Source organism: Bacillus cereus group sp. MYBK101-2 (assembly GCF_051918845.1).
Lineage (GTDB): Bacteria > Bacillota > Bacilli > Bacillales > Bacillaceae_G > Bacillus_A > Bacillus_A paranthracis.
Window position 1 is genome coordinate 543,501 of sequence record NZ_JBQAIE010000002.1, and the last position, 24,585, is coordinate 568,085.

Consider the following 24,585-nt stretch of genomic DNA (forward strand, 5'->3'; position numbering starts at 1 on the left):
AAGAAAGGAGAGGAATATGAATAATGGTGTCGCTTTGAAATGATTATTATCATTTCATTAGGAGTTGATATAAAACGATGGATAGGTATGAAGAACTGGATTCAATTCGAGGAATTTCCTCATTGGTAGTAATGATTGGTCATCATTTAATGATTTTTTCAGTATTTCAAAATTACAGTTATGAAGATAATAAACCATTTGTTATGTATCTATTAAAAGAAACACCTGCTCGTCTAATTTTTAGTAGTGGTAACGAATCTGTTATTATCTTTTTTGTTTTGAGTGGATTTGTTTTGTATAGATCCATTCAAAACAACTACGATAGTTATAGGTCCTTCCTTTTAAAGCGTATATGCAGAATTTATATTCCATATATCGTAGCAATACTGATAGCTATTTTATGCCAAACTACAATGAGTAAATATGGAATTTCTGATTTAAGTGAATGGTTTAATCGCTCATGGACGCTTGAAAGTTCTTTAAGCCTAATCGTGCAGCATATATTATTGGTTGGGAAATATAATACAGATGCATATAACGGCGTAATTTGGTCACTTGTTCATGAAATGCGAATATCAATAATTTTCCCGTTAGTTTTGATGGTTTGTTTACGAAAAACGTTGAGGGATTCGTTATTGACATTGTTTAGTTTTAGTATATGTTCTGTCGTGATTCTATTGTTATTTCATTCAAGTTTAACATTAACAAGCTATGCATTAACCCTGCATTACACAGTACTGTTTTTACTAGGGGCACTAGTTGCGAAGTATAAAAATAATGTAATAGTTTTTTATAGTAATCGTACTAAAAATGAGAAAATTGCATGGTTTTTATTAGCGATTTTACTTTATATGTATGAAGGGCTTATCGGAGAAATTAAAGTGCTCAATAATTTTATATTGCGAGACTACGTAGTAGCGATAAGTGCATGTTTATTTGTCATATTAAGTTTAGCAGTATCAACTTTGTCATCGTTGCTGCGTAATAAATACTTGTTATATTTGGGGAAGATTTCTTACAGTCTTTATTTATACCATATCATATCGTTATTTTCCCTTATATACATGCTTCATGAAATATTGCCGTTGCCTATCATTTTAATTTTTTCACTCGTTTTTTCATTTATACTTGCAATGCTTTCGTATATATTTGTAGAAAAATTTGCATTCAGAGTCGGAAAGTATGTAACAAAGCAAGCGAATAGAAAGAAGAAAGAGTTATCTGTAAAGAATGATGTGCAGAATATGAATCAGACAAAGGCGGTGAAATAATTGAAGCAAGAAATTAGTATGAAGGATTTTCAACAGTTATTGAAAAGAAGGATAGTAACAATTATTTTGACGATGTGCTGTTTAACTGTTTCTCTAATTCTTATCTCTATGTACGTATTAAAGCCTTCATATCAATATTCAACACAAATTCTCGTTGGGAATTTAGATGAGTTTAATAAGGAAAATTCAGCAAATAAAACACAGGAAAATAAGCAACTCGTAACTTCGTATGTTGATATTTTAAAAAGTCCACTTATTATTTCAACCGTCAAAAAAACTTTGAAATTAGAGCAATCAAGTTACGAATTAGCTCAAAAGATTTCAGTAGTGAATATGGACAATTCACAAATTGTTACTGTTACAGTAAAAGATTCGGATCCTCAAATTGTAAAAGAAATTGTAAAGTCACTGGCAGAACAATCTCAAAAAAGCTTTCAGCAGTATACGAATGTACAGGGAGTAAAAATATTAACTGACCCTGAGTTACAGGAAAAAGCTGAAAAACTGTTTCCGAAATTTCAACTTATTATCCCTATTTCTTTACTTGTTAGTTTTTTTGTTGGGGTAGGTTTAGCTGTATTTCGAGATTATTTTGATGAGCGTATATACGTCGAACAAGATTTGGAGAAAATAACAACAATCCCTGTTATTGGTTACATAAATATGAAACCGAAAAGAAAAAAGAAATCTACAGAAGTTGATCCGCAATCATCTATATATCGAGGTGAACATGTCGATGTTTAAGACAAAGAAACGGCTTCCATTTGACCCGCATGATACTTTAATGAAAGAGCAGTTTTATACGCTGTATCACGAGTTAAAAAAATCGGGGAAACAAGTGTTCACAATTAGTTCAACGAAGGATAGAGGCGTTGTTGCCTCGTTTATAGTCAATATAGGGCTAGTATTTGCAGAAATGAAAAAAAAGGTGTTACTTATCGATGTGAATTTTTCCGATCCTAAGCTACATCTATTATTACAAAGCAACCATACGAAAACAGTGAATGATATAATAAGCGATCCCTCCTGTAGTTATGAAACTTTCTCTAGTAACTTATCTAAATACTTATATTGTATTCCTGCAAAAAAAACAGTACACACCGGTACACCTTTAGTTGCTACAGATGAATTTGATGATGTAATTGCAAAATGGAAGGAAGATTTTGATTACATTTTCTTGTATTCCTCTGAAGTATTTGAGCTTCCTGCTACGCACATGATTGCAGGGAAATGCGATGGAGTGGTCTTAGCAGTTAAAAAGAGAAAAGATTCCCTACGTACTGTGCAAAAAGTGATAGCAAATATAAAGAAGAAAGAATGTGAATTAATAGGTATAGTTTTATATTCTTGAATGTGGGGGTAACGATTTATGATTCGTGAAACAAATCAAGCCAAGTTGTATACGATTCCGGCCCAAGAAAAGACCAGTATTTTGAATCGAAGTATAAAGCGCTTGTTTGATATTATATTTTCACTCATATTGTTACTAGTTACGCTGCCAATTATGTTGTTTTTTTGTATTATAATTCTTTTCGAAACAGCAGGAGCTCCAATTTATTTTCAAGAACGTTTAGGCATGAATGGGAAGAGATTTAATGTATTTAAATTAAGGTCGATGGTAACAGATGCTGAAATAAATGGACCACAGTGGGCAGATGAAAATGATCCAAGAATTACTAAAGTTGGGTCATTTATAAGAAAAACGAGAATTGATGAATTGCCGCAACTTTTCAATATTTTAAAAGGCGATATGTCTTTTGTTGGACCTAGGCCAGAGAGAGAGTATTTTTATAAACAATTTGATACGTATATTCCAGAATTCAAAGACCGCTTAATCGTGAAACCAGGGTTAACAGGATGGGCACAAATAAATGGAGGGTATAATCTTGATGCAAAAGAAAAATTGAAGTTGGACATGGAGTATATTGAAATGAAAACGATCAGGATGGATATTCGTATTTTATGTAAAACTGTTTTAATTGTATTGAACCGTAATGGTGCAAGATAAATATATGTAAGTAGGTTGCTTGCAAAGGAGAACAGGTATGGGTAGATCTGTTTTAAATAATATTATCCATCTATTTTATAGCACAATTTTAGCTAACCTTCTTCAGGCTGTGAGTTTAATTGCTTTAGCAAATTTTTTTAATGCACAAAATTATGGGATGTTTAGTGTTGCTATAGCAGTGACGTTTTTTATGTTATTTTTTACAGATTTAGGACTAACGAATACGTTTCTTCGAGAAGGGGCAAAAGATGGAATAGACTTAGAGATGATTTTATCGTCGTATATAAAGGTAAGGATGATTCTACTTATTTTTATTTCTATAATCGGCTATATTGCTATTCATTATATGTATGCGGATAGAAATTTGATTTATATGATGATAAACGTAATGTTTTTCATGTTAATAGGATTAACTTGGCAAAATATAGGGATTGCCTACTTTCAGCTAACGGAGCGTATGAAGTATATAGCACTTATTAAAGTTGTATCAGCGGCAGTTGTCATTATCATTACATGTTTTTGTATTTTCGGAGAGTTACCAGTTTATATAACTGCGCGTTTATATGGATTTGGTTATATGATTGGTGGTATATGCAGCATATATGTAATGAAAAGAAAGACGAATGTGAATATGAAAGTTGTAATTCATAAAGCGTTGTTTTGGCAAGTGACACCTTTTATTATTAGTGGTTTTTTAATAATGAGTACGCCACAATTAGCACCTATCTTACTTAACTATACATTGCCATTAAGTATGGTAGGTGTTTTCGCGGTGGCTTATCGGATGCCAGCAGCTTTATATCAAGTACCAGGGGTGATTGCAGGGGCGTTTTATCCAGTGCTCTTTAAGCATTATAATCAGAATAAATTAGAAGAGCATACGAAATTAAACTTACTTCAAATAAAATTAATGGCGATCGTGGGAATATGTATGACAATAGGTTTATATTATTTAGCTCCATACTTTATTTCTATATTTTTTCATGAGGAATGGAGAAATACAGTAGAGCCACTCCAAATATTATCATTTCTCATTGTGCTGCAAAGTTTAAATATTGCTATAGCTGACGGCTTAACAACGAGTGGATGTCAAAATAAAAGAACAGTTGTGCAATGTATAGCATTAGTGATAGGTGGGATTATGCTTTATAGCTTTAGTAGTATTGGTGGGGTGATAGGAGCTGCTTATGCTATGGTTTTATTTGAAATTGTAGCTTTAGTTGGGTATATAGCAGTAAGTGTAGTGAAGGGGGAAATTGTATTTCAAATTGTCATACCTTATACGATTTATTTTGGCGTAACTTTTATTGGGGTGCAATATATGTTGCATACATATCATTTCATTGCGCTCGTTCTGAATACGTTAATCGTAGTAGTTGGTATATTCCTATATGATTATGAGCTAAAAAAACTTCTTCTTTCGTTTATAAGAAAAACACGCAAAAAGGATTATATTACGAAACAGGGGATATAGCCTATGGAAAATAATATGAAAATATCGATGAAATGGATCATGCTCTTAATATTATTTGTCATGTTAAGTAAATACAACATATATATTGGATTTTCGCTGAAGATATATATGATTTTTTTAGTCATATATTTTTGTGCAACAGTTAAAAACTTTCGTATTCAAAAGCTATATTTTCACGAAGTTGTATTTTTACTATTTTATTTCATCTATTGTTTCAGTGGAATTCTTTCTATATATTTACATGCTAGTATTCGTATGATTTTTGGTGTGCTACTTGTTTTAGGTTGTTATTTTATAATGAGAAATTTAGTAGGAAATGTTGAAATAGCAACACTTGAATCATCTATTGTCTATGTAGGAATTCTATTTAATATTGTAAGTCTAATACTGTATATAGTCGGTTTACAGCACTTTGGATTGTACGGTGGAGAAGAAAGAGAAATTTTTGCCGGACTATTAGTTGATAGAGGGTACCCAAGATTAATTGGTTTGCTAGATGATCCTAACATTTTTATTTTTTATAATACAATATTTTTTATGTATTATATGACAAACCTACATAATATGACGAACATTTTAGGATTGATTTTATGTGTTACGACAAGTTTATTAACTTTCTCAAGGGGAGGGATATTAGCACTTGTGCTCGTCGTTTTTGTATATGTATGTACATCTAGTTTTGCAAAAAAAATAAAAATAATAATGAGTTTACTATTGTTTGGTGTAGTGATCTTCAGTTTATCGAATAGTGTAATGGGTGGCCAATTGGATGATATATTGAATAAACGAATTTCTGATTTTTCGCATGATAATGGAAGTGGAAGATTTATATTATGGGAAGCTGCTTTTAAATATTATATATCCAATCCATATATCGGAATTGGTGCGTTTAATTTTTCGAATTATTATGAGTTTCAATTTAATGAAAAATTATATGTGCACAATACATTTTTAGAAATTTTGTCTGAATCGGGTACAATTGGTTTTCTTTTATATAGCGCTTTTTTATGCATATTAATGTTTAAATTAACGCAGTATACTCTGTTTCGTGAAAAACCGTATCTTTTATTGACTATGATTGCATTTTTATTTCAGATGATGTCATTGTCACTCATTATTAACGAAGCGTTCTTTTTATTTTTAGCAATGGTTGTGAAGTACATTTCAATATATGAAGGAAGGGGAAAGGTAGATGGTAAAATGTCTATCAGCACATAATAAGGCGCCTCATGTTTCTGTAATAACACCTTCTTATAATAGTATACGATTTATAGGTGAGACGATTTTATCAGTACAAAATCAATCATATGAAAATTGGGAAATGATTATCGTTGATGACGCTTCAACTGACCAATCTGCTGCAAAAATTAAAGAGATAATAGAAGGGGACTCGCGTATTAGGCTAATATCGTTAAAAGAAAATGTTGGTGCTGCGAAAGCTCGGAATTTAGCGATTGAAGAGGCGAGAGGAAGATATATTGCTTTTTTAGATAGCGATGATATATGGTTGCCAAATAAATTGAAGACGCAATTGTTATTTATGGAAGAAATGAATGCGGCCTTTTCATATACATCGTATAGTTTAATTGATGAAAACGGTAACGGACTAAATCGAGAAGTGAATGTACCAAAATTTGTTGACTATCATCGTTTGGCAGGAAATACAATTATCGGTTGTTTAACAGTAATGATTGATCGGGAAAAAATTTCGCATATTGAAATGCCTAATGTACAGCCGGAAGATACAGCACTATGGCTAAACTTATTACATGAAGGGCATGAAGCGAAAGGAATACAGCAAGTGTTAGCGAAGTATAGAATTGTAGAGAATTCTGTTTCGAGAAATAAAATGAGAGCGGCTTTTCGGTATTGGAAATTATTAAAGGAACAAAAACGATTGAATGCAGTGCAAATTTTTTACTATTTTAGTAAGTATGCTTTTCATGCCTATAGAAAAAATAAAATCAATGTAGTTGGGAAGACGCAATTATGAATATATTGTTGATGACAGACAAATTGATAACTGGAGGAGCTGAAAGTTATTTCTGTAAATTGGAAAGCAATTTGCGTGATGAGAACTTTACAGTTTATACAGCTGCAGGTGATGGAGAACTATATGAATCTCTTACTAGAAAAGAAAATTTCATGTTGCTTAGTCGATGGAATCATTTGAGAAATATTTATTACTTGCGAAGAGAAATTTGTGATCGAAAGATAGAAATTATTCATGCAAATAGTTTACGAATGGTTTTATATTCATTTCTACTTCAAAAGTCTATGAAAAAAAAGATAAAAGTCGTGTATACGAAACATAATGTAACGATATTAGAAAAGAAAATGCCAATTCTTTTTCGTTATTTCATGAATAAATATGTGAACAATATTATTACAGTAAGTGAGTTTGAAAAAAATAATTTAATTTCAATGCATGTAGCTGCAGAAAAAATAAAGACGATTTATAATGGTGTGGATATTGAAAAGTTTTTATTTCGGCAGAAAAAGACAGAATCTACTTATCATGTAGGGATATTAGCCAGATTATCCAAAGAAAAAAACCATCAACTATTTGTAAAAATTGCAAATGTATTGAGAAAGAGAGATGATTTTAAGTTTTATATTGCTGGTGATGGACCAGAGAAAGAGTCTATTATGAAAGAAATAGAAAAGTATGGATTGCAGCAAAATGTAAAGATGTTAGGGAATATTTCGGAACCACATAGATTTATAGGGAATATGGATGCCCTACTTTTATTATCTTTTCGTGAAGTGTTTCCGATGGTGGTAATTGAAGCGATGGCCACAGGAACACCAATTATTTCAATAGATGTCGGCGGAATAAATGAAGCAGTAATAGATGGAGAATCAGGTGTTTTGATATCTGAATATTGCGAATCAGGATTTGTAAGTGCGCTTGAGGAACTAAAAGAGAATGAAGAAAAGGTGAATGGTATTAGACTGAAAGCACGAGAGAAAGCAGAGAGATATTTCTCGTTAACGAAAATGATAGAAGAAACGAAAGATTTATATGAATTAAACAAATGACTGTAGAAGTCGTTTGTTTTTTTTATTATAGAAACTTTTAAGATAAAACTCACATATTATATGAAAAAGGTAATATGAGGAGTGAATTTATTTTGTCAGAATATATTTCTTCCCAAGAAGATTGTGCACCAGAAAATAGCGTTCATATTGATTGTTTTGGAGCAGTTCCAAACTCGGGAAATGATAGTTCATTAGCAATTCAGCAAGCTATAAATTATTGTGTAGCGAATCGAATTTCGACGGTTAGAATTACAGGGGTAAATACGTACAAAATTGTAAAGCCGGTTGTTGTTAAATCAAATGTAAGGTTAGAGCTAGATCCTACTGTAACACTACAAATCGATGGAGATTTTAATGCGTTCGAATTGCAACAAAATGCGTCTATAACAGGTGGTACAGTTCAAGTTATAAATCCACTGTTTCAATCTGCAGTTATTTATGTTTCCGGTTCACAACAAATAGAAGTTCCTAATCACTCTCTTATATCAAATATAAATATAATAAATGCAACGTCGTCATATAAAGGAAAGGCTATACACTTTTATTGTCAAAAAGCATGGGACTATATTAGTTTTTTTCAAGTCAACTTTATTCAAATTAAAAACTTTCAAACTGCAATACATTTAAAGACAGAATTTATAGATGATATAAATACCCCTTGCTGGATTAATGCAAATGTATTTCAATCTATATTTATTGATGGATGTCAGTATGGGATAGAAGTAGATGGAAATAGTGATTTGCCAAATGAAAGTTCAGGTAATACATTTCATGATATTCAAGTACAATGTAGACAGCAAACGAAAAAAGTAATTCGTTGTACGGGCGCTTATAATACATTTGATTGTATGATCTGGGATACGTACCGGATGAGTAGCGAACAGATTGTCATTGAATTTTCTTCTAATTCGCATCGTAACTACCTTTTTTCGAATTTACTTTCCACAACTATTGTAGATAAAGGACAATACAATGTTTGTAAGTCTACCTATGAAGAATCTCTTCGGATTCAGTTGCCGATTACGTTAAATAAACCACATTTAATAGGGAACCAAGATGATATATTAGTAAATGCTCAGCAGAAGTATACTGTTAAGCAAGTAAGTGGGAAATTACCTTACGGGGGGAATCTTGCAAATTGTTTTAATTTAATAGATGAACAAAGTGTAAACTATATCGATGTTCCGGATAGTAATCCAGTTGTGATTGAATTAGATTTTACGAAAAATCCAATCCAAATGTTGAATTGTTTTGGCATGTATTTTGGATGGGGAGAGAGCCCGAAGAAAATTAAAATTGAGTATGCATTAAGTGCAACTGGAAATTGGGTTGTTGCATCGGATGTTCCATTAAATGTAGGCGACACAATTATATCGAATATGAAGGCGAGTCAACTATATAAAGCGAGAATTACACTGAGGGGTTATGTTCAAGACCATAAACGTTTTCGAATTAATCGTATATTTGCGAGATCTTCTATGGAAAATGGGAATGCTTGGTTAGCAACAACAGGCGGAAGAATGTTTGGAGATATTGAAATAGAAGCAAGTAAAGGTATCATTATGAAGACTGTTAGTGGAGCGAAATGGAAAGTAACAATTAATGAGGCAGGCCAACTTATTACGACTAAATTAACTTGAGATGATGCTCGGTTATAAATGCTTGGACGAGTTATTAAGTAGTACGATAAAGAGAATGAAAAAGAGATTGTAATTTGGTTTCAACCAAACTACAATCTCTTTTTGTTTCATTTAATCCCACCAAATCCAAGTCCAAAGGTAATTTCGTACATTTCGAGGAGTAATCCGTATGAAGCGTTCACCGTCAAAGAAGCAATTAAAATTTGGAAGTGTCTCATCTGGATTTTCTGGAACAAAGGTGACCGTATTTTCATTACTCGTAACGGTTACTGTAATTGGTGGATCGGTAGGTGAGGCTTGAAGTTGTAACGAAATATTAGCCGTATTTTTAAACTCATTAGTAACAGGTGGACTTATCACTTGTACGGTGAATAACACGATAATTGTTTCGCTTGGTTCTAAATTAGTAGCAACTAGGAAACCGATATTCGGATTCGCTAGTGGAGAGCGTTCTCCGTTAATGGAGACGGTGCCGTTCATAAATTGTAAACCTACTGGAATAGTATCCTGTAACGAAATATTTAAGAGTGAAATCTCGGAAGTATTCGTAATACGCACCGTATAATCAAAATATTGATTTAAATAAGCTGAGCTGACGGAAGCGTTTTTCGTGACTGTCGCAGTTACAAATTGAACTGGTATACGAACAATATTCGAATTAACAACGAAAGTAATAATCGGATCCTGTGGTGTCAATTGGAAAGCGGCTGTAACTGTTGCAGAATTTATAATTGTATTTTTTGAAGGAATAGAAGTTACGAGCACTTGAAATGTTATCGTTGCTACTGAGCCAGCAGGTAAAGCGCCGATATTCATACCAGTGTCTGGACGGAAAGTTGGTACCAGAGTACCGTTAATTGTTACGCTATTTTCTATAAATGTTGTACCAGCCGGAATTGTGTCTATAACAGAAGTATTGATTGTCGGAATTGGGGAGTGATTAAATACTGCTAATGTGAATGTAATTATATCTCCAATAACGACAATAGATTTGTCAGCTGTTTTTTCAATACGAACCATCGGATCAATGACTGTCGTTGTAACGATATTTGTTTGTTTTGTAATTGTAATAGGTGGTTTTGTTGGATCAATGATGACGGTATAGGAAACAGAAGCATCATTATTAATTGTAGGTTGAAGAGTAGAAGAAGATATTGTTATTTGGAACGTAATAATAACAGATTCACTAGGAGCAAGAGTTCCTAACGTAATACCATTTTCAGGATTCGCATTAGGTTGATTGATTCCGTTAATTGTAACACTATCAATAACGAATGTCGTATCTACTGGTGCTGTGTCTACTAGAAGAAGATCTTCAATAGTGATATTACCATTATTCGTAATAGTAATGGTGTACGTTAAAGTTTGACCAGGTAAGGCGCTCGTGAAATCAACAGCTTTTATCGCAATGACATCATCATTTTGGACAGTTGTTGTGACAGTATTTGTTGTAATTGTATTTGTAACAGGTACGTTATTTGGATTGACTATATAGTTAAAAGTAGTGATTGCTTGGTTGGTGAGTTCATTTGGTGTCGGAATAGAAGTTACAGTTACTTGGAATGAAGTGATAGCATTTCCGCCAACAGTTATAGGACCAATTGGTATACCACTTACTGGATTAACTCCCGGAAGAGTTTCTCCGTTTACAATGACGCTATTTTCTATAAATGTAGTACCTTGAGGAATCATATCTTGAATGACTACATCATTTGCTGCAACATTACCAGTTTGATTGAGCGTAATCGTATACGTTAACGTATCACCGACTGTTGCAAATGCTAGGTCAACAGTTTTATTACTATTCAAAGTCGCATGATTAATTGTTGTTATGGCAGCTGATGAAATAATAGTTTCGGTAATAGGTGGTCGATTTGGTAACGTGTATTGGTATTCAATTGTACTCGTGTTAGAGATTGGATTTGTTTGCGGAATTGAAGTAATCCGTACTTGGAATAGAATAGTTGCTGTTGTATTAGGCGGAATGTTATCAATTTGTATCCCGCTAAGTGGATTGTCATTTGGACGAGCGTTGCCATTCACAATAACACTGTTCTCTATAAAGCTCGTATTTGCTGGGATGATATCTGTAACGATAATGTTTTCTACTTGAATATTCCCATTGTTTGTAATGGAAATTGTGTAAGGGATAATCGTTTGTAGGTCAGCATATTGGATAGGCGTTGTTTTTATAGCGAGTACATTAGCAGAAATAACTTCAGTGAAGGTAATATTACTAGTTGATATTTGTTCCTCGCCATTAATTGTATAACGAGAAGTTGATTGGTTTTGGATACGACTGCTAGCTGGAAGAGATACCACGGTAACGGAAAACGTGACTGGGATAGAAATGTTAGGAGCAATCGTTTCTACAAGTATACCGGTACTTGGATTGGCGTTAAGCTGCGGAATGTTATTTACTAAAACGCTACCGTCAATAAAGGTAGTTCCACCAGGAATGTTGTCTGTAAATACAACAGCAGTGGCATCTGTATTCCCTGTATTCGTTAAAGTTGTTGTATAAGTTAAAATGTCACCAATTGTTACAGAAGTCAAATCAACAGTTTTAAGTGAAACGATATCAGCATCATTAATTTGAACGAAAGTAGTGTTGGAAGTAGTCGATTTTTGAATTGGTGCAAAATCAGGGTTGAAAACAAAGTCGTAGATGATGTTTGCAGTATTAGGAGTTGGGTTTACAGTAGGTAAATTCATAACGGAAACTTGGAAGGTTATTGTAGCCATTTGACCTGATGCGATATTAGGAATGGAAAAGCCGATATTCGGATCCGCTGCAGGAAATGCAGTATTGTTAACTAATACACTTCCCGGGATAAATATTGTTCCATCCTCTATCGTATCTGTAAAAAAGATGGAGTTAGTTGTAGTGGATCCGTTATTTTGAATGAGTACTGTATATTCAATAGTTTCATCAATATTAGCTAATATTGTATTAGCAGATTTTGTGGCGATAAGAATCGCATCAATAAATTGTATATTTGTAGTATTGGAAGATGTCGTTTCTGAAATTGGTGGTAAGCTTGGGTCTGGCTGATACTCATAGTGGATGACGGCGATATTATTAATGTTATTTTGAGGAGGTATAGAGACTACGTTTACTTGGAATGTAACGATAATTGTATTGTTTGGAAGGATAATATTAAGGGTGATTCCGGTAATTGGATTTTCGTTAGGTCTCGGTATGCCATCTACAAGAATGCTATTTGGAACGAATGTAGTGCCAGCAGCAATTGCGTCAATTAGGAGAGTATTTGTAATAGGTACTGTACCAGCGTTTGTAACTGCGACTGTATATGTGATGATTTGACCGATGCGTGTAATAGATCTGTTAGCGGATTTAATTGCACTAATATTTGCTGTACGGATTTCAGTATTTACTGCATTTGATAATGATCTACGCTGAATAACCGGAGAACTAGAGTCAATTTGGTATTCATACGAAGTGTCTGAAATGTTAGTGACTGTGTTGCCCTCGGGTATATTTGTAAGTTGTACTTGGAATGAAATAGTGACTGTTTCATCTGGTTGTATCGTGCCAAGAGTTATTCCATTTTCAGGATTCGCACCAGGTTGAATGACATTATTTATTGATAAGCTATCTTCAATGAATATCGTACCTTCTGGAATATTATCAATGAACACTGTATTGTTAGCCGGAACAGTTCCGATATTTTGTAGTGTATTTGTGTAAGTAATATTTTGCCCGATGGATACGAAAGTAACATTCGCCTGTTTAACAGAAATAATATTTGCATTTTGAAGCGATGTTGTAACGATATTAGAAGTTACAGAACGATTCACTGGGGGGGCTGCAGGAATACTTACATATTGGTAAGTTGCTGAAGATTGATTTACAATTTCGGTTTCAGTAGGTGGATTATTTGTTTGGACTTGAAATAGTATCGTTTTGGAACTGTTTGCTGGAATTGTTCCAATCGGTATTCCGTTTTCAGGATTTACACCTGGCTGAAGGACACCGTTAATTGTGACACTGTCGGGAACGAATGTAGTGCCAGCTGGAATCGAATCTGTAAAAATAATATTTATTGCGTCAACATTGCCGATATTTTTCACTTCAGAAATATAAAGGATCGTTCCGCCAATATCTACAGTTGTTGGATTGGATGTTTTTGTAATTGTTAATTGTGCTTGCACGAAATTTGTAATGACGATATTACTAGTAGATGTTTCCGTAATAGGCGGTTGCCCTGGATCTGGTTGAATTGTATATGTTGTATTGGATTGATTTGTAATCGATTGTTGCGAGAATGGATCGTTAATAAGAATTTGGAACGAAATAAGGTGAGTAGCGTTTGCTGCTAGGTTAGGCAAAATAACACCTGCATTTGGATTGGCACCAAGTATAGCTGTTCCGTTAAGTGTAAAACTATTGTCTACGAATGTAGTCCCTTCTGGAAGAGTATCTGAAAATATAAGATTTGAAGCAGGAATATTTCCGGTATTCTCTAGCGTTATCGTATAAGTCAAAATATCACCTGTTGTTGCTTGTTGTGCATTGACTGCTTTTAATGAAAGAACATTCGCATCCGAAATTTGTGTGGAAGCTGGGTTAGACGTAATTGTTCGAGAGATGGTAGGAGCGGTTGGATCCGCGATAAAAGTATAGTCAATACGAGCTATATTAGAAATTGGATTCACGCTTGGAATGGATTGAACGATAACTTGGAATGTTATGGTGATAATGTCTGAAGGCGCGATGGAGTTTAATGGTATCCCTACGCTTGGATCGGCACCTGGAGCTGCAACGCCATTAATGGTTACGCTATTCGGAAGAAATGCAGTTCCTTCTGGGACTAAATCTGTTAAAGTAACTGTATTTGCAGTTGTATTCCCGTTATTTTGAATGACTACAGTGTAAGTGATTGTACCGTTAGTAGATTGTACGAGAGAATCTGTATTTTTAATTACGGATAACGATGCATCAACGACGGCTGTACTAACCGTATTAGATGAAGAGGTTGCTGTAACTGGAGGTTGACTCGGGTCGACAATATACGTGTAACTTGTAAGTGCTTGATTTATAATTGCTCCTTGCGGTGGAATAGAGTTTGCAAGAAATTGGAACGTAATCGTAGCAGAATTACCTGGTGCGATAATACCAACGGGAATGCCAAGAGTTGGACTTGCATCTGGAAGTGAAATCCCGTTAAGTGTAACACTATTTGGAACAAATAATGCTCCTTCAGGAACTCCGTTAATGAGTAATACAGAATTTGCAGGGAAGTTTCCAGTGTTTGTTAATGTTGCTGTATACGTAATGACATCGCCGATAGATACGATTGTTCGATTTGCCTCTAAAATAGTTGTAACAGTCGCGTTATTAATTTGTGTTGAAGCGCTATTAGAAGTTATTGTGCCGGTAACAGGAGGAGCCGCCGGATCAACGATGAATGCATATTGAATAGATGCAACGTTTGTAATTGGATTTGAAGGTGGAGTAGATGTAACTATGACTTGGAAAGTAACAGTTAAGGAACTACCCGCGCTAACGGTCCCGATAGTAACTCCACTATTTGGATTGGCACCTGGAATGGTATTTCCATTTACAGTAAAACTATTTTCAACAAAGGTCGTTCCTGCTGGAATGAGGTCTGAGAAATTTACATTCGTAGCATTTGTATTGCCGCTATTTTGAATTAAAACGGTATAAGTGATCGTGTCGCCAATATTTGCAAAGGCTGTACTAGCAGTTTTTACAGCTGAAAGTATTGCTGAATTAATAGAAGTAACGAAGACGTTCGTTTCCACGTTGCCAGGCTGAGCCTGTAATGCATTGCCTACGTTATATTGGAAGTTCACAAATGCTAAGTTTTGGAGTTCAGGAGTGGATGTTGTCGGATTGCTTACAATTTGAACTTGGAATATGATTGTTACAGTTTGATCTGGATTGACTGTATTTATGCCAACACCGCTGGTGATAGAAGCGGATGGTAATGAAGTACCGTCAACAACAACTGACCCTGCAACAAATTGTGTCCACGATGGTATCGGGTCTGAGAAAATAACGTTATTAGCAGGAATATTTCCTGTATTCGTAATCGTAGTTGTATACGTAATCGTATCACCAATCGTTGCAAAAGCTTTATCTCCAATTTTAGTAGTAGTTAAAATAGCACTTTCAATTGTTGTTGTAACACTATTTGAAGTAATGTTTTTTGAAACAGGAGGATTAGCTGGATTAACGATATGCTGGAAGCTAACGCTAGCTTGATTAGAAATTGGATTTATGGGCGGAATTTCATCGGCACTAATATGAAATGCTACAATGACAGATTCGTTTGGCGCAATATCACCAATTGGAACGCCTGTAATTAGGTCTGCATTTGGGATGGTAGTTCCGTTAAGTGTAAAGCTATTCGGTTCAAAGGAAGTTCCGTCTGGAATTAGGTCGGTAAAAATAACATTCGTCGCACTAACATTTCCACTATTTGTAATCGTAACGGAGTAGATAATATCTTGCCCAATATCTACTGTTGACACATTTGAATTTTTTTGTGTAGTAAGGATAGCGCTATTAATTTGTGTCGTCGTTGTATTAGATTGATTAGAAGTTGAAATGAACGGCTGATCTGGATTAACAATATAACGGTAAGTGGTAAGAGCCGAATTAGAAATAGGATTGTTGATTGGGAGGGTTGAAACGATGGCTTGGAATGTGACAATTGATGTGCTTCCACCATTAATTGAGCCGATATTTACACCAGTAGATAAATCAGCATTTGGAATGGTTTGCCCATTAACTGTGAAACTATTTGGAACGAAACTTAAATTGCTATCAAGTATATCGATGACGGTAACATCAGTTGCAGCCACATTCCCGGTATTAGGGAGGTTAAGTGTAAATGTTATTGTATTACTAACATCCGCAAAGGTAAGATCTGCCGTTTTTGTACTTATAATATTTGCGTTATTTATTTGAAGAAGCGTAGTGTTGGAAGTAGCTGAACTCGACACTGGAGGGTTAACAGGATCAACAGTAAACTCATATGTCGTTGATGCTGTATTCGGTGCTGGGTTACTAAGGGGAATATTATTTACTGTCACTTGAAAGACGATACTATATATTTCATTTGGTGGAAGCGCTGCAAGTAATACACCTGTATTTGGATTCGCGTTAGGTTGTAAAACGCCGTCGACGGTTAATGTGTTAGGAACAAATGTGAGTCCACTTGGTAATACATCTGTGAATACTATATTAGTTGCATCCGTATTTCCTATATTGGAAATAGAAGTAGTATAAAAGGCAGTTTGCCCGATATCTGCAAAGGATGCACTTTCATTTTTCGTCATAGATAATATGGCTTCTTTAATTTGCGTTGAAACAGGGTTGCTAATTGAAGTTTCTGTATCAGGCGGTGAGACTAATTGATAAGATGTTGATGAGAAATTTACAATTGGGTTTTCTGTTGGTAATGAAGTTACGTTTACTTGGAATGAAACAGTTGCTGTAGCCCCAGCTGTTATAGTTCCAATATCTACACCGTTCGCTGGATTTTCCCCCGTTTGAGGAACATTGTTAATAGAAAATGAGTTTGCGATAAAAGCAGTGCCGTTCGGCATTGTATCTGTGAATATAACATTTTGTGCAGATGAATTTCCATTGTTTGTTAAAGAGATAGTATAAGTGAGTGTGTCTCCAACACGACTAAACGCTTTATCGACTTGCTTTGATGAAAGGATGGTAGCTGTATTAATTGTAGTAAACACTGTATTTGAAGTAGCGGTTCTTGAAACAATAGGCGCATTTGGATCAGCAATGAATGTGTAGGAAGCAGTAGCAGTATTTGCGATAGGATTTTGAACAGGTGTAGACGTAGCGGTAACTTGAAATGCTATAGATATTGAGCTGTTAGGAGCAATTGCACCAATCGTTATACCTGTATTTGGATTAAGCCCAATTTGTGTAATGCCATCTATTGTAACGCTATCAGTAATAAACGTTGTACCATCGGGTATAAGGTCAGTAAAAGTAATATTTGTAGCGTTTGTATTACCGTTATTCGTTAAGATTGTCGTATAGGTAATAGTATCACCTAGCGTTACAAGTGTTTGATCGACTGATTTAATCATCGTAATCATAGCATCTAATACAGGGTTTGTAACAATATTCGTTGAAGTAGAAGTAGTAGCAGGAGCTCCGTTTGGATCAACAGTATAAGAGTATAAAATTGTATCGTTACCCATGATCGAGCTTGAAGGGGGAACAGAAATAACATTTACTTGGAAAGTAACAGTTACTGTTTCACCTGAAGCGATATTTTGTATAGTTACTCCAAGTGCTGGCTGTGCACCAAGCTGTTGGATGCCATTTATTGTGACCGAATCTGGTACGAAAGTAGTGCTAGGAGGAATGGCACTTGTAAAAGTTATATTCGTTGCTGGTGTATTTCCTGTATTCGTAATAGTCGTTGTATACGTAAGTGTATCCCCGACGGAAATAACCGATTTATCAACAGTTTTTGTTGTAGTTAATATTGCACTATTAACGGTCGTTGAAGCAGTATTAGATATAGTTGTTTGTAATGCGGAAGGTTGGCTAGGATCAACCACATGTTCAAATTGTACGGAACTAAAATTAGAAATTGGATTTATACTTGGAATGTTTGTTACAAGTGCGTTTATCGTAATAGCAACCGTACTACCAGGGTTTATATTTCCAATCTGAATTCCGCTAGCTGGATTTCCAATTTGCTGTGTACCAGAATCGTTTGTAAGTGTTCCGGAAATAAATGTTGTTCCTTCAGGTAAAGTATCCGTAAATAGTACGTTTTGTGATGTTACATTTCCAGGATTGCTTAATGAAATTGTATAAGTCAGTGTATCCCCGATCGTTGCGAAAGTTTTATCAACAGATTTAACAAGTGCAACTTCCCCAGAATTTATTTGTGTCGAAACAGAATTAGATATCGTACTTCGTGAAACGAGTGGTAAATTAGGCCCTGTCATAAACTGATAATTAATAGAAGCACCGTTTACAACAGGTGAGTTTGGTCCTCCAGGTCCGATTGTAAAAATAGGATTTGGAATGCTAACTACTTGCACGCGGAAGGTGACGTTTATAAAGTCTCCTGCAATAATATCCCCAATTGGTATCCCGTTCGCTGGATTTACTCCAGGTAATAAAACCCCACCTACTCGAACGCTATCTTCTATAAATATTGTATTATTTGGAGTCGGATCTGTAAAAATGATATTCGTAGCAGTTGTGTTCCCTATATTTTCTAATAAAACAGTATACGTTAAAAATGAATTTCCAGGTGCAATGTCAGAAAATAGTCGATCCACACTTTTCGTTGCTTGAATAATCGCTTCGTTAATTTGAACTAAAGTTGGATTACTTGTAGCTGTTTCTGTCACTGGTGGCTGGTTAGGATCAACAATGATAGAGTATGTTGTGCTAGATTGGTTCAATGTTGGATTTGTAGCTGGTATTGAGCCAACAATAGCTTGAAAGCTAATTATTATCGTTCCTCCAACTGGAATTGCGTCTAAAGAGATTCCGCTATCTGGCCTAAATCCAAGTTGTGGGATGGAGTTAATTTGTACACTATCAGGAACGAATGAAAGTTCGGGTGGTAATATATCGATAAAAACAGGTGTGTTTGCGGTAGTATTTCCGCTATTAGTGAGCGTAGTTGTATACGTAATTGTATCTCCAACAGCAGCAAATGCACTACTTGCAGTTTTTGTTGCGATAACGGAAGCAGTATTTACTTGTGTAAAGGTTTTATTGGATTGAACTGTTCGGGAAACAGGCGGCTCATTTATATCAACAATAAAGTTATATTGAAGCGATGATTGGTTCGGAATTGGATTCGGGTTTGGCAGCGTTGTAATGTTTACTTGAAAATTGAGTGTAATCGATGCATTTGCATTCAAGTTACCAATATTGATACCGTTTTGCGGATTTGCATTTGGGACGGTTACACCATTTATTTTAAAGCTATTTGGGACAAAGGTAGTACCATTTGGAATGGAATCTGTAAACACAATGTTGTTCGCAGTCGTATTTCCTGTGTTTGTAATAGATGAAGTGAATGTAATCGTATCACCAATTGTAGCGAAAGTTGTACTCGCATTTTTATTTAAAACTAAAGTAGCATCAATAATTGGAGTAACCGTCGTATTCGTAATTGTGCTATCAACAGCAGGTGATTGGTTTGGGTTCACGGTATACTCATAATTTACAAGAGCATTATTTGTTAATGTGCCACTAGGTGGTATCGCTAAAATTTGTACTTGAAAAGTAATGAGTATAGTATCTCCTGGGGGAATATCTGCTAAGTGAATACCAAGTGATGGATCTAACCCCGGCTGCGGAATATTATTGATAGTTACAGAGTTTTGGACAAATGAAGCGCCTGCGCCGAGTCCATCTGTTAAAACTGTAGCACTAGCAGGAATATTTCCTGTATTCGTAACGGCAATCGTATAAGTAACGATATCCCCAATTGCAGCATTCGGTGTGTTCACTGATTTTGTTGCGATAATCGTAGCGTTGTTAATTTGAGTTGTTATTACATTACTTGATGCATTGGCGGATGCTGGAGGTAAGTTAGGATCTATGACATATTGGTACGCTGTATTGCTTTGGTTCGGGATTGGATTTGGACTAGGAATGGAATTTACTATTACTTGAAATGAGATTGTTGCACTTGTATTAGGGTTTATTGGATCAATTGCAATCCCACTTGCTGGATTTGTATTAGGGAGTGTATTTCCATTTACTGTTACACTATTAGGGATAAATGATGTTCCGTTTGGAAGTACATCTGTAAAAATTACATTTGATGCAAGTGTGTTCCCGTTATTCGTTAAAGTAGTCGTGTACGTAATCATATCATTTACGTTAGCAAACTGTTTATCTGCCGATTTTACAGCGGCAATTGTAGCATTATTAATAGTCGTCTGTACGGTGTTAGATGCCACCATCTGCGTTACAATTGGTTTGGATGCGTCGTACATGTATTGGAATGTAGTGCTCGATTGATTCGTAATCGGATTTGGACTAGGAATAGTTGGTACAGAAACTTGGAATGAGACAGTACGTGATGAATTCGCTCCTATTGTACCAATTAAAATGCCATTAGCAGGGTTTGCATTAGCTATAGGGACACCGTTAATCGTTACAGTGTTAGGAAGGAAGATGGTACCAGCTGGAATGATATCTGTAAACGTTACATTGGAGGCAGGGATATTGCCGTTATTCGTTAAAATTGTTGCATAAGTTATGACATCGTCAACATCGGCGAAATTTGTACTTGTTAGTTTCGTAGCAACGATATTAGCAGTATTAATTTGTGTCGATACTATATTGCTAGTAGCATTTCTAACAACAGCAGGTAAATTTGGGTCAGCAATAAAGTTATATTGTAGTGCAGCACTATTTTGAACTGGATTTTGTGTAGGTAAACTACTTGCGCTTATTTGAAAAACAATCGTTGTAAAACCGCCAGCAGGAATTGTCCCGACTTGAAGACCTGCACCTGGATCTGCGCCTAGCTGTAAAGTACCACCTATAAAAATACTATTTGGTACGAGTGTGGTGCCAGAAGGGATGATATCGGTAACGACTACATTATTAGCGGGAGTGTTGCCAAGGTTAGCTAAGGAGATTGTATATGTGATTGGTTGCCCAACATCAGCAATAGTTAAATCGACCTGTTTGACAATCACTACATTTGCTATGTTAATTTGCGTACTTACAGTATTACTTAAAGAGGTTTCTATAGTTGGTGGATCACCCGGATTTAGAATAAAGCTATATTGTGTACTAGATGAATTTATTGTTGGGTTTTGTGTTGGTAAAGAGGTGACAGTTACTTGATAAGAGACGGTAAGTGAGCCGTTAGCAGGAATGGAAGGTAACGGAACACCAACGTTCGGATCTGCATTGTTTTGTAGCACGCCATTAATAAGGAAAGTGTTTGGAATAAAGGTAGTACCATCTGGATTTGTATCCACAAAAGTAGGATTATCAGCAGTAACACTTCCTGCATTCGTCAAAAGAATGCTATAAGTTAGTACATCCCCAACAGTGGCAAACGTTCGGTCCACTGTTTTTGCTGAAATGACATTTGCGTCATTGACTTGAGTGAGTGTAGTGGTTGAAGTTGTGTTCTTACTTACAGGAGATGTATTTGGATCCACGATAAAGTTATAGGAAATAGAAGCGCTATTTGAAATAGGATTTGGATTTGGGATGCTAGTTATTGATACTTGGAATGAAGCTGTAATTGTAGTGCCGGCATTAATACTACCAATAGTAATGCTAGTTGGTGTAACGCCTGGCTGAGCAACACCGTTAACTATGACACTGTTTGGTACAAAGGCAGTACCATTCGCAATTGAGTCGGATAGTAATACATTGTTCGCTGTAACATTTCCATCGTTTGTAAGAGAAAAATTGTACGTTAATATATCTCCGACTTCCGCAAATGTTTTATCTACAGATTTAGTAGCTTGAATGTTTGCTAATCTAATTGTTGATGTAACAGAGTTAGAATTTGCTGTTTTTGAAGTGGGTGGCAAGCTTGGATTTACAGTGTAAATGTAAGAAGCAAAAGCGTTATTAATGATAGGGTTTTGTGCAGTAATATTGATGACTGTTACTTGAAAAGAAAGTGTAAAAGTAGCTCCGCCAGGAATTGTACCAATAGGCAAAGCGACGAGAGAATTTACATTTTGCAAAACACCGTTTAGTGTTACAGTACCTGGAGTCAATATCGTTCCATTTGGAAGTGGATCTGTTAGTTGCACGTTAGTAGCAGCTGTATTTCCACTGTTTGTAATAAGGATTGTATAACTGATTGTTTCGCCAATCGTAGCAAATTGTTTATTTGTTGATTTTGTTAAAGTTATATTCGCATTGTTAATTTGAGTGGAAACGAGATTTGAAGAAATGTTTTTTGTAACGGGTGATTGACTAGGGTTGACAGTGTACTGATAAGAAGCGCTTGAACCATTAGATACAACATTCGAAGCTGGGATTGTATTTACTACTACTTGAAATGAAATGTTTTTCGTCGTACCAGTAGGAATGGATCCTATATTTACACCGTTTGCGGGATTTGCTCCAACTTGTGTCGTTCCATCAATTGTTAAACTGTTGAGAACAAAAGTTGTTCCAGTAGGAATGATATCTGTAAAAATAACATTGTTTGCATTCGTATTACCTGTGCCTGTAAAAGAAACGGTGTACGTTAGTGTATCACCAATATCGGCAAAATTTTTATCTACCGCTTTCGTCATTGTTACAGTAGCATTATTCACTTGAGTGGAGACAATATTCGTCGTATCAGTCCCGCTTACTGCCGGTTGATTTGGTACAGGAATGTATTGATAAGTTGTAGTCCCGCTATTTAATATGGGATTTGTTTGCGGGATAGAAGGGACGAGTACTTGAAATGAAACAGTAGTCGTAGCATTAGCAGCAATAGACCCAATTGCTATGCCAGTAGCTGGATTTGCACCAGCTTGCGTAACACCGTTAACGGTTACACTCCCAGGAACGAAAGTAGTCCCGCTAGGAATCGGATCCGTATATATTACGTTAGTTGCAGCAATATTTCCTATATTAGCTAAGGCGATACTGTAAGTTAACGTTTCACCAATATCGGTAAAAAGTTTGTTAACTGATTTTGTCCCGTTAATATCTGCAAGATTAACTTGTGTTCCAGCAGAGTTACTTGTAGCAAGACCGTTAAAAGTCGTTCCTCCGGCGATTGGTGTATATTGAAATGTAATATTAGCAGTGTTGGAGATAGGATTTTGATTTGGAAAAGAAACGACAGTAGCTTGGAAAGTTACTGTACGAGAAGCGTTGTTATTAATTGTTCCAAGAGATATACCAGCAGCCGGATTTGCATTCGTTTGCGGGACATTATCTACTGTTACAGTTCCAGGTATAAAGGAAGTACCGTTAGGAAGAATGTCTGTAAAAATAACGTTATTGGCGGGGAGAAGCCCTGTATTAGGGATAGTAACTGTATAAGTGAGAACGTCTCCAATTGCTGCAACACTTTTATTCACGCTTTTTGTTGCTTGTATGTTAGGTGAATTTATGTTGATTTGTAAACCGACTGTATTTAACATATATGCGTCTCCGTTAGTTGTTAAACGGATTGCAGCGGACACTTGAGAATTTGTTAAATAAGGAGAAATATCAATGGAAGTAATGTCCCAGCCCTGTCTTCCAGCGGAGATGTTTGTACCTGTAGAAGCACTTTGATTTCGCGTTCCAAATGTCCCGGTTGTATCTAAGTTTCCAGCGGCATTATTAATTTGAGAACCGAAGAAATTATTTACAGCATTGTTAGGTCCAGATAAGGCATTTAATGAACTGAAATTTGGCCCGAATAGAGCCTGATCCCCAATTAAATCAGCATCTCCTTCGGTAGAACTTAAAAACAATCTCCCGCTTACAGGCCCTCCTGAAGGTGTTAAAAATCCTGAAACAGATACATCGGCACTACCAGTTTCTGCAGAAACCCGGTTGCCTGCTACGTAAATTGTTAAATTTCTTGCAGGTAAGGAACCATTTTGATATGCGACGATAAGTGTCCATCCAGCCGAGTTAATTGATCCATTAGAAGCATCTAAAGGATCAACAAGTCCAGGTACAGATCCTGTAGTATAGGAGCCAGACCCTCCAGCTTGAATAAGAGTCGTTACGTCTGCTGAACGAGTGTAAAATCCAAATGTAATAGAGTTTGAAACGAATGTTTGATTAGAAGCTGTAACAGCTGAAGGAGTAATTGAGTATGTTGACACAGGTGTTGTAAAAGAAACTGGGTTTCCTAATACGCTCGTAATGTTTTGATCACGAGATAAATAGTTTCCACCCCAAACGAGTTCTGCGTAAAGAATCGTACTACCAGCAGGGATATTTAAAAGAGCGGTAGAACTATTTTGTGTATAGTTTAATGTTGTACCAGCAGGAAAAGAGGTTACTTGTAAAGCGGTATTGGTAGTTATAAATGCGCCAATTGCCCCGATTGTACCAGCACGGTTTTGATTACTGATTTTACTTAAACCGAGTGTGTTTCCTGTAATCGCAAGTGCGCCGTTAGTGGTGGTAGAAAATCGATTTATAATGGGCATGTTGTC

10 protein-coding genes are annotated in these 24,585 nt (G+C 35.6%); 9 read left to right on the forward strand and 1 reads right to left on the reverse strand.

The features are described from left to right. The first annotated feature begins 77 nt into the window (after positions 1-77). The 9 genes from ACTFSI_RS08200 (at position 78) to ACTFSI_RS08240 (ending at position 9,435) form a co-directional block, all read left to right on the forward strand. Positions 78-1,271: an acyltransferase family protein gene (locus ACTFSI_RS08200; RefSeq protein ID WP_000376426.1), complete on the forward strand. Its 1,194-nt coding sequence runs from the start codon at positions 78-80 to the stop codon at positions 1,269-1,271. Then, positions 1,272-2,015 (forward strand): YveK family protein, encoded by a 744-nt coding sequence (locus ACTFSI_RS08205; protein ID WP_000806895.1) that lies wholly within the window; start codon positions 1,272-1,274, stop codon positions 2,013-2,015. After that, complete coding sequence (locus ACTFSI_RS08210; protein ID WP_041184092.1) at positions 2,002-2,622, forward strand: CpsD/CapB family tyrosine-protein kinase; 621 nt, start codon at positions 2,002-2,004, stop codon at positions 2,620-2,622. Before ACTFSI_RS08205 ends, ACTFSI_RS08210 begins: the two co-directional genes overlap by 14 nt. A gap of 18 nt (positions 2,623-2,640) precedes the next feature. Continuing rightward, on the forward strand, positions 2,641-3,279 hold the full coding sequence (locus ACTFSI_RS08215; RefSeq protein ID WP_000617657.1) for a sugar transferase: 639 nt from the start codon (positions 2,641-2,643) through the stop codon (positions 3,277-3,279). 37 nt (positions 3,280-3,316) lie between these two features. After that, on the forward strand, positions 3,317-4,753 hold the full coding sequence (locus ACTFSI_RS08220; protein WP_000533790.1) for an oligosaccharide flippase family protein: 1,437 nt from the start codon (positions 3,317-3,319) through the stop codon (positions 4,751-4,753). A gap of 3 nt (positions 4,754-4,756) precedes the next feature. After that, complete coding sequence (locus ACTFSI_RS08225) at positions 4,757-5,971, forward strand: O-antigen ligase family protein (protein WP_000429849.1); 1,215 nt, start codon at positions 4,757-4,759, stop codon at positions 5,969-5,971. After that, a complete protein-coding gene (locus ACTFSI_RS08230) occupies positions 5,946-6,746 on the forward strand; it encodes a glycosyltransferase family 2 protein (protein WP_000237688.1) in 801 nt (266 codons plus the stop codon). The genes ACTFSI_RS08225 and ACTFSI_RS08230 overlap by 26 nt, the downstream gene beginning before the upstream one ends. Continuing rightward, on the forward strand, positions 6,743-7,795 hold the full coding sequence (locus ACTFSI_RS08235; protein WP_001023695.1) for a glycosyltransferase family 4 protein: 1,053 nt from the start codon (positions 6,743-6,745) through the stop codon (positions 7,793-7,795). The genes ACTFSI_RS08230 and ACTFSI_RS08235 overlap by 4 nt, the downstream gene beginning before the upstream one ends. Positions 7,796-7,887: 92 nt before the next feature. Beyond that, positions 7,888-9,435, forward strand: coding sequence for a hypothetical protein (locus ACTFSI_RS08240; RefSeq protein WP_000006051.1), 1,548 nt, complete (start codon positions 7,888-7,890; stop codon positions 9,433-9,435). A gap of 111 nt (positions 9,436-9,546) precedes the next feature. Here the strand turns inward: ACTFSI_RS08240 and ACTFSI_RS08245 are convergent, their stop codons facing one another. Next, positions 9,547-24,579 carry a beta strand repeat-containing protein gene (locus ACTFSI_RS08245; protein WP_440045314.1) on the reverse strand — a complete coding sequence of 5,011 codons (15,033 nt, stop codon included), beginning with the start codon at positions 24,577-24,579 and terminating at the stop codon, positions 9,547-9,549. Positions 24,580-24,585: the final 6 nt, after the last annotated feature.

Bases quoted from the DNA above. Each gene is read 5' to 3' on its own strand.
- ACTFSI_RS08210 (WP_041184092.1), top strand. From the start codon at position 2,002: ATGTCGATGTTTAAGACAAAGAAACGGCTTCCATTTGACCCGCATGAT.
- ACTFSI_RS08200 (WP_000376426.1), top strand. From the start codon at position 78: ATGGATAGGTATGAAGAACTGGATTCAATTCGAGGAATTTCCTCATTG.
- ACTFSI_RS08220 (WP_000533790.1), top strand. From the start codon at position 3,317: ATGGGTAGATCTGTTTTAAATAATATTATCCATCTATTTTATAGCACA.
- ACTFSI_RS08230 (WP_000237688.1), top strand. From the start codon at position 5,946: ATGGTAAAATGTCTATCAGCACATAATAAGGCGCCTCATGTTTCTGTA.
- ACTFSI_RS08225 (WP_000429849.1), top strand. From the start codon at position 4,757: ATGGAAAATAATATGAAAATATCGATGAAATGGATCATGCTCTTAATA.
- ACTFSI_RS08215 (WP_000617657.1), top strand. From the start codon at position 2,641: ATGATTCGTGAAACAAATCAAGCCAAGTTGTATACGATTCCGGCCCAA.
- ACTFSI_RS08245 (WP_440045314.1), bottom strand. From the start codon at position 24,579: ATGCCCATTATAAATCGATTTTCTACCACCACTAACGGCGCACTTGCG.
- ACTFSI_RS08235 (WP_001023695.1), top strand. From the start codon at position 6,743: ATGAATATATTGTTGATGACAGACAAATTGATAACTGGAGGAGCTGAA.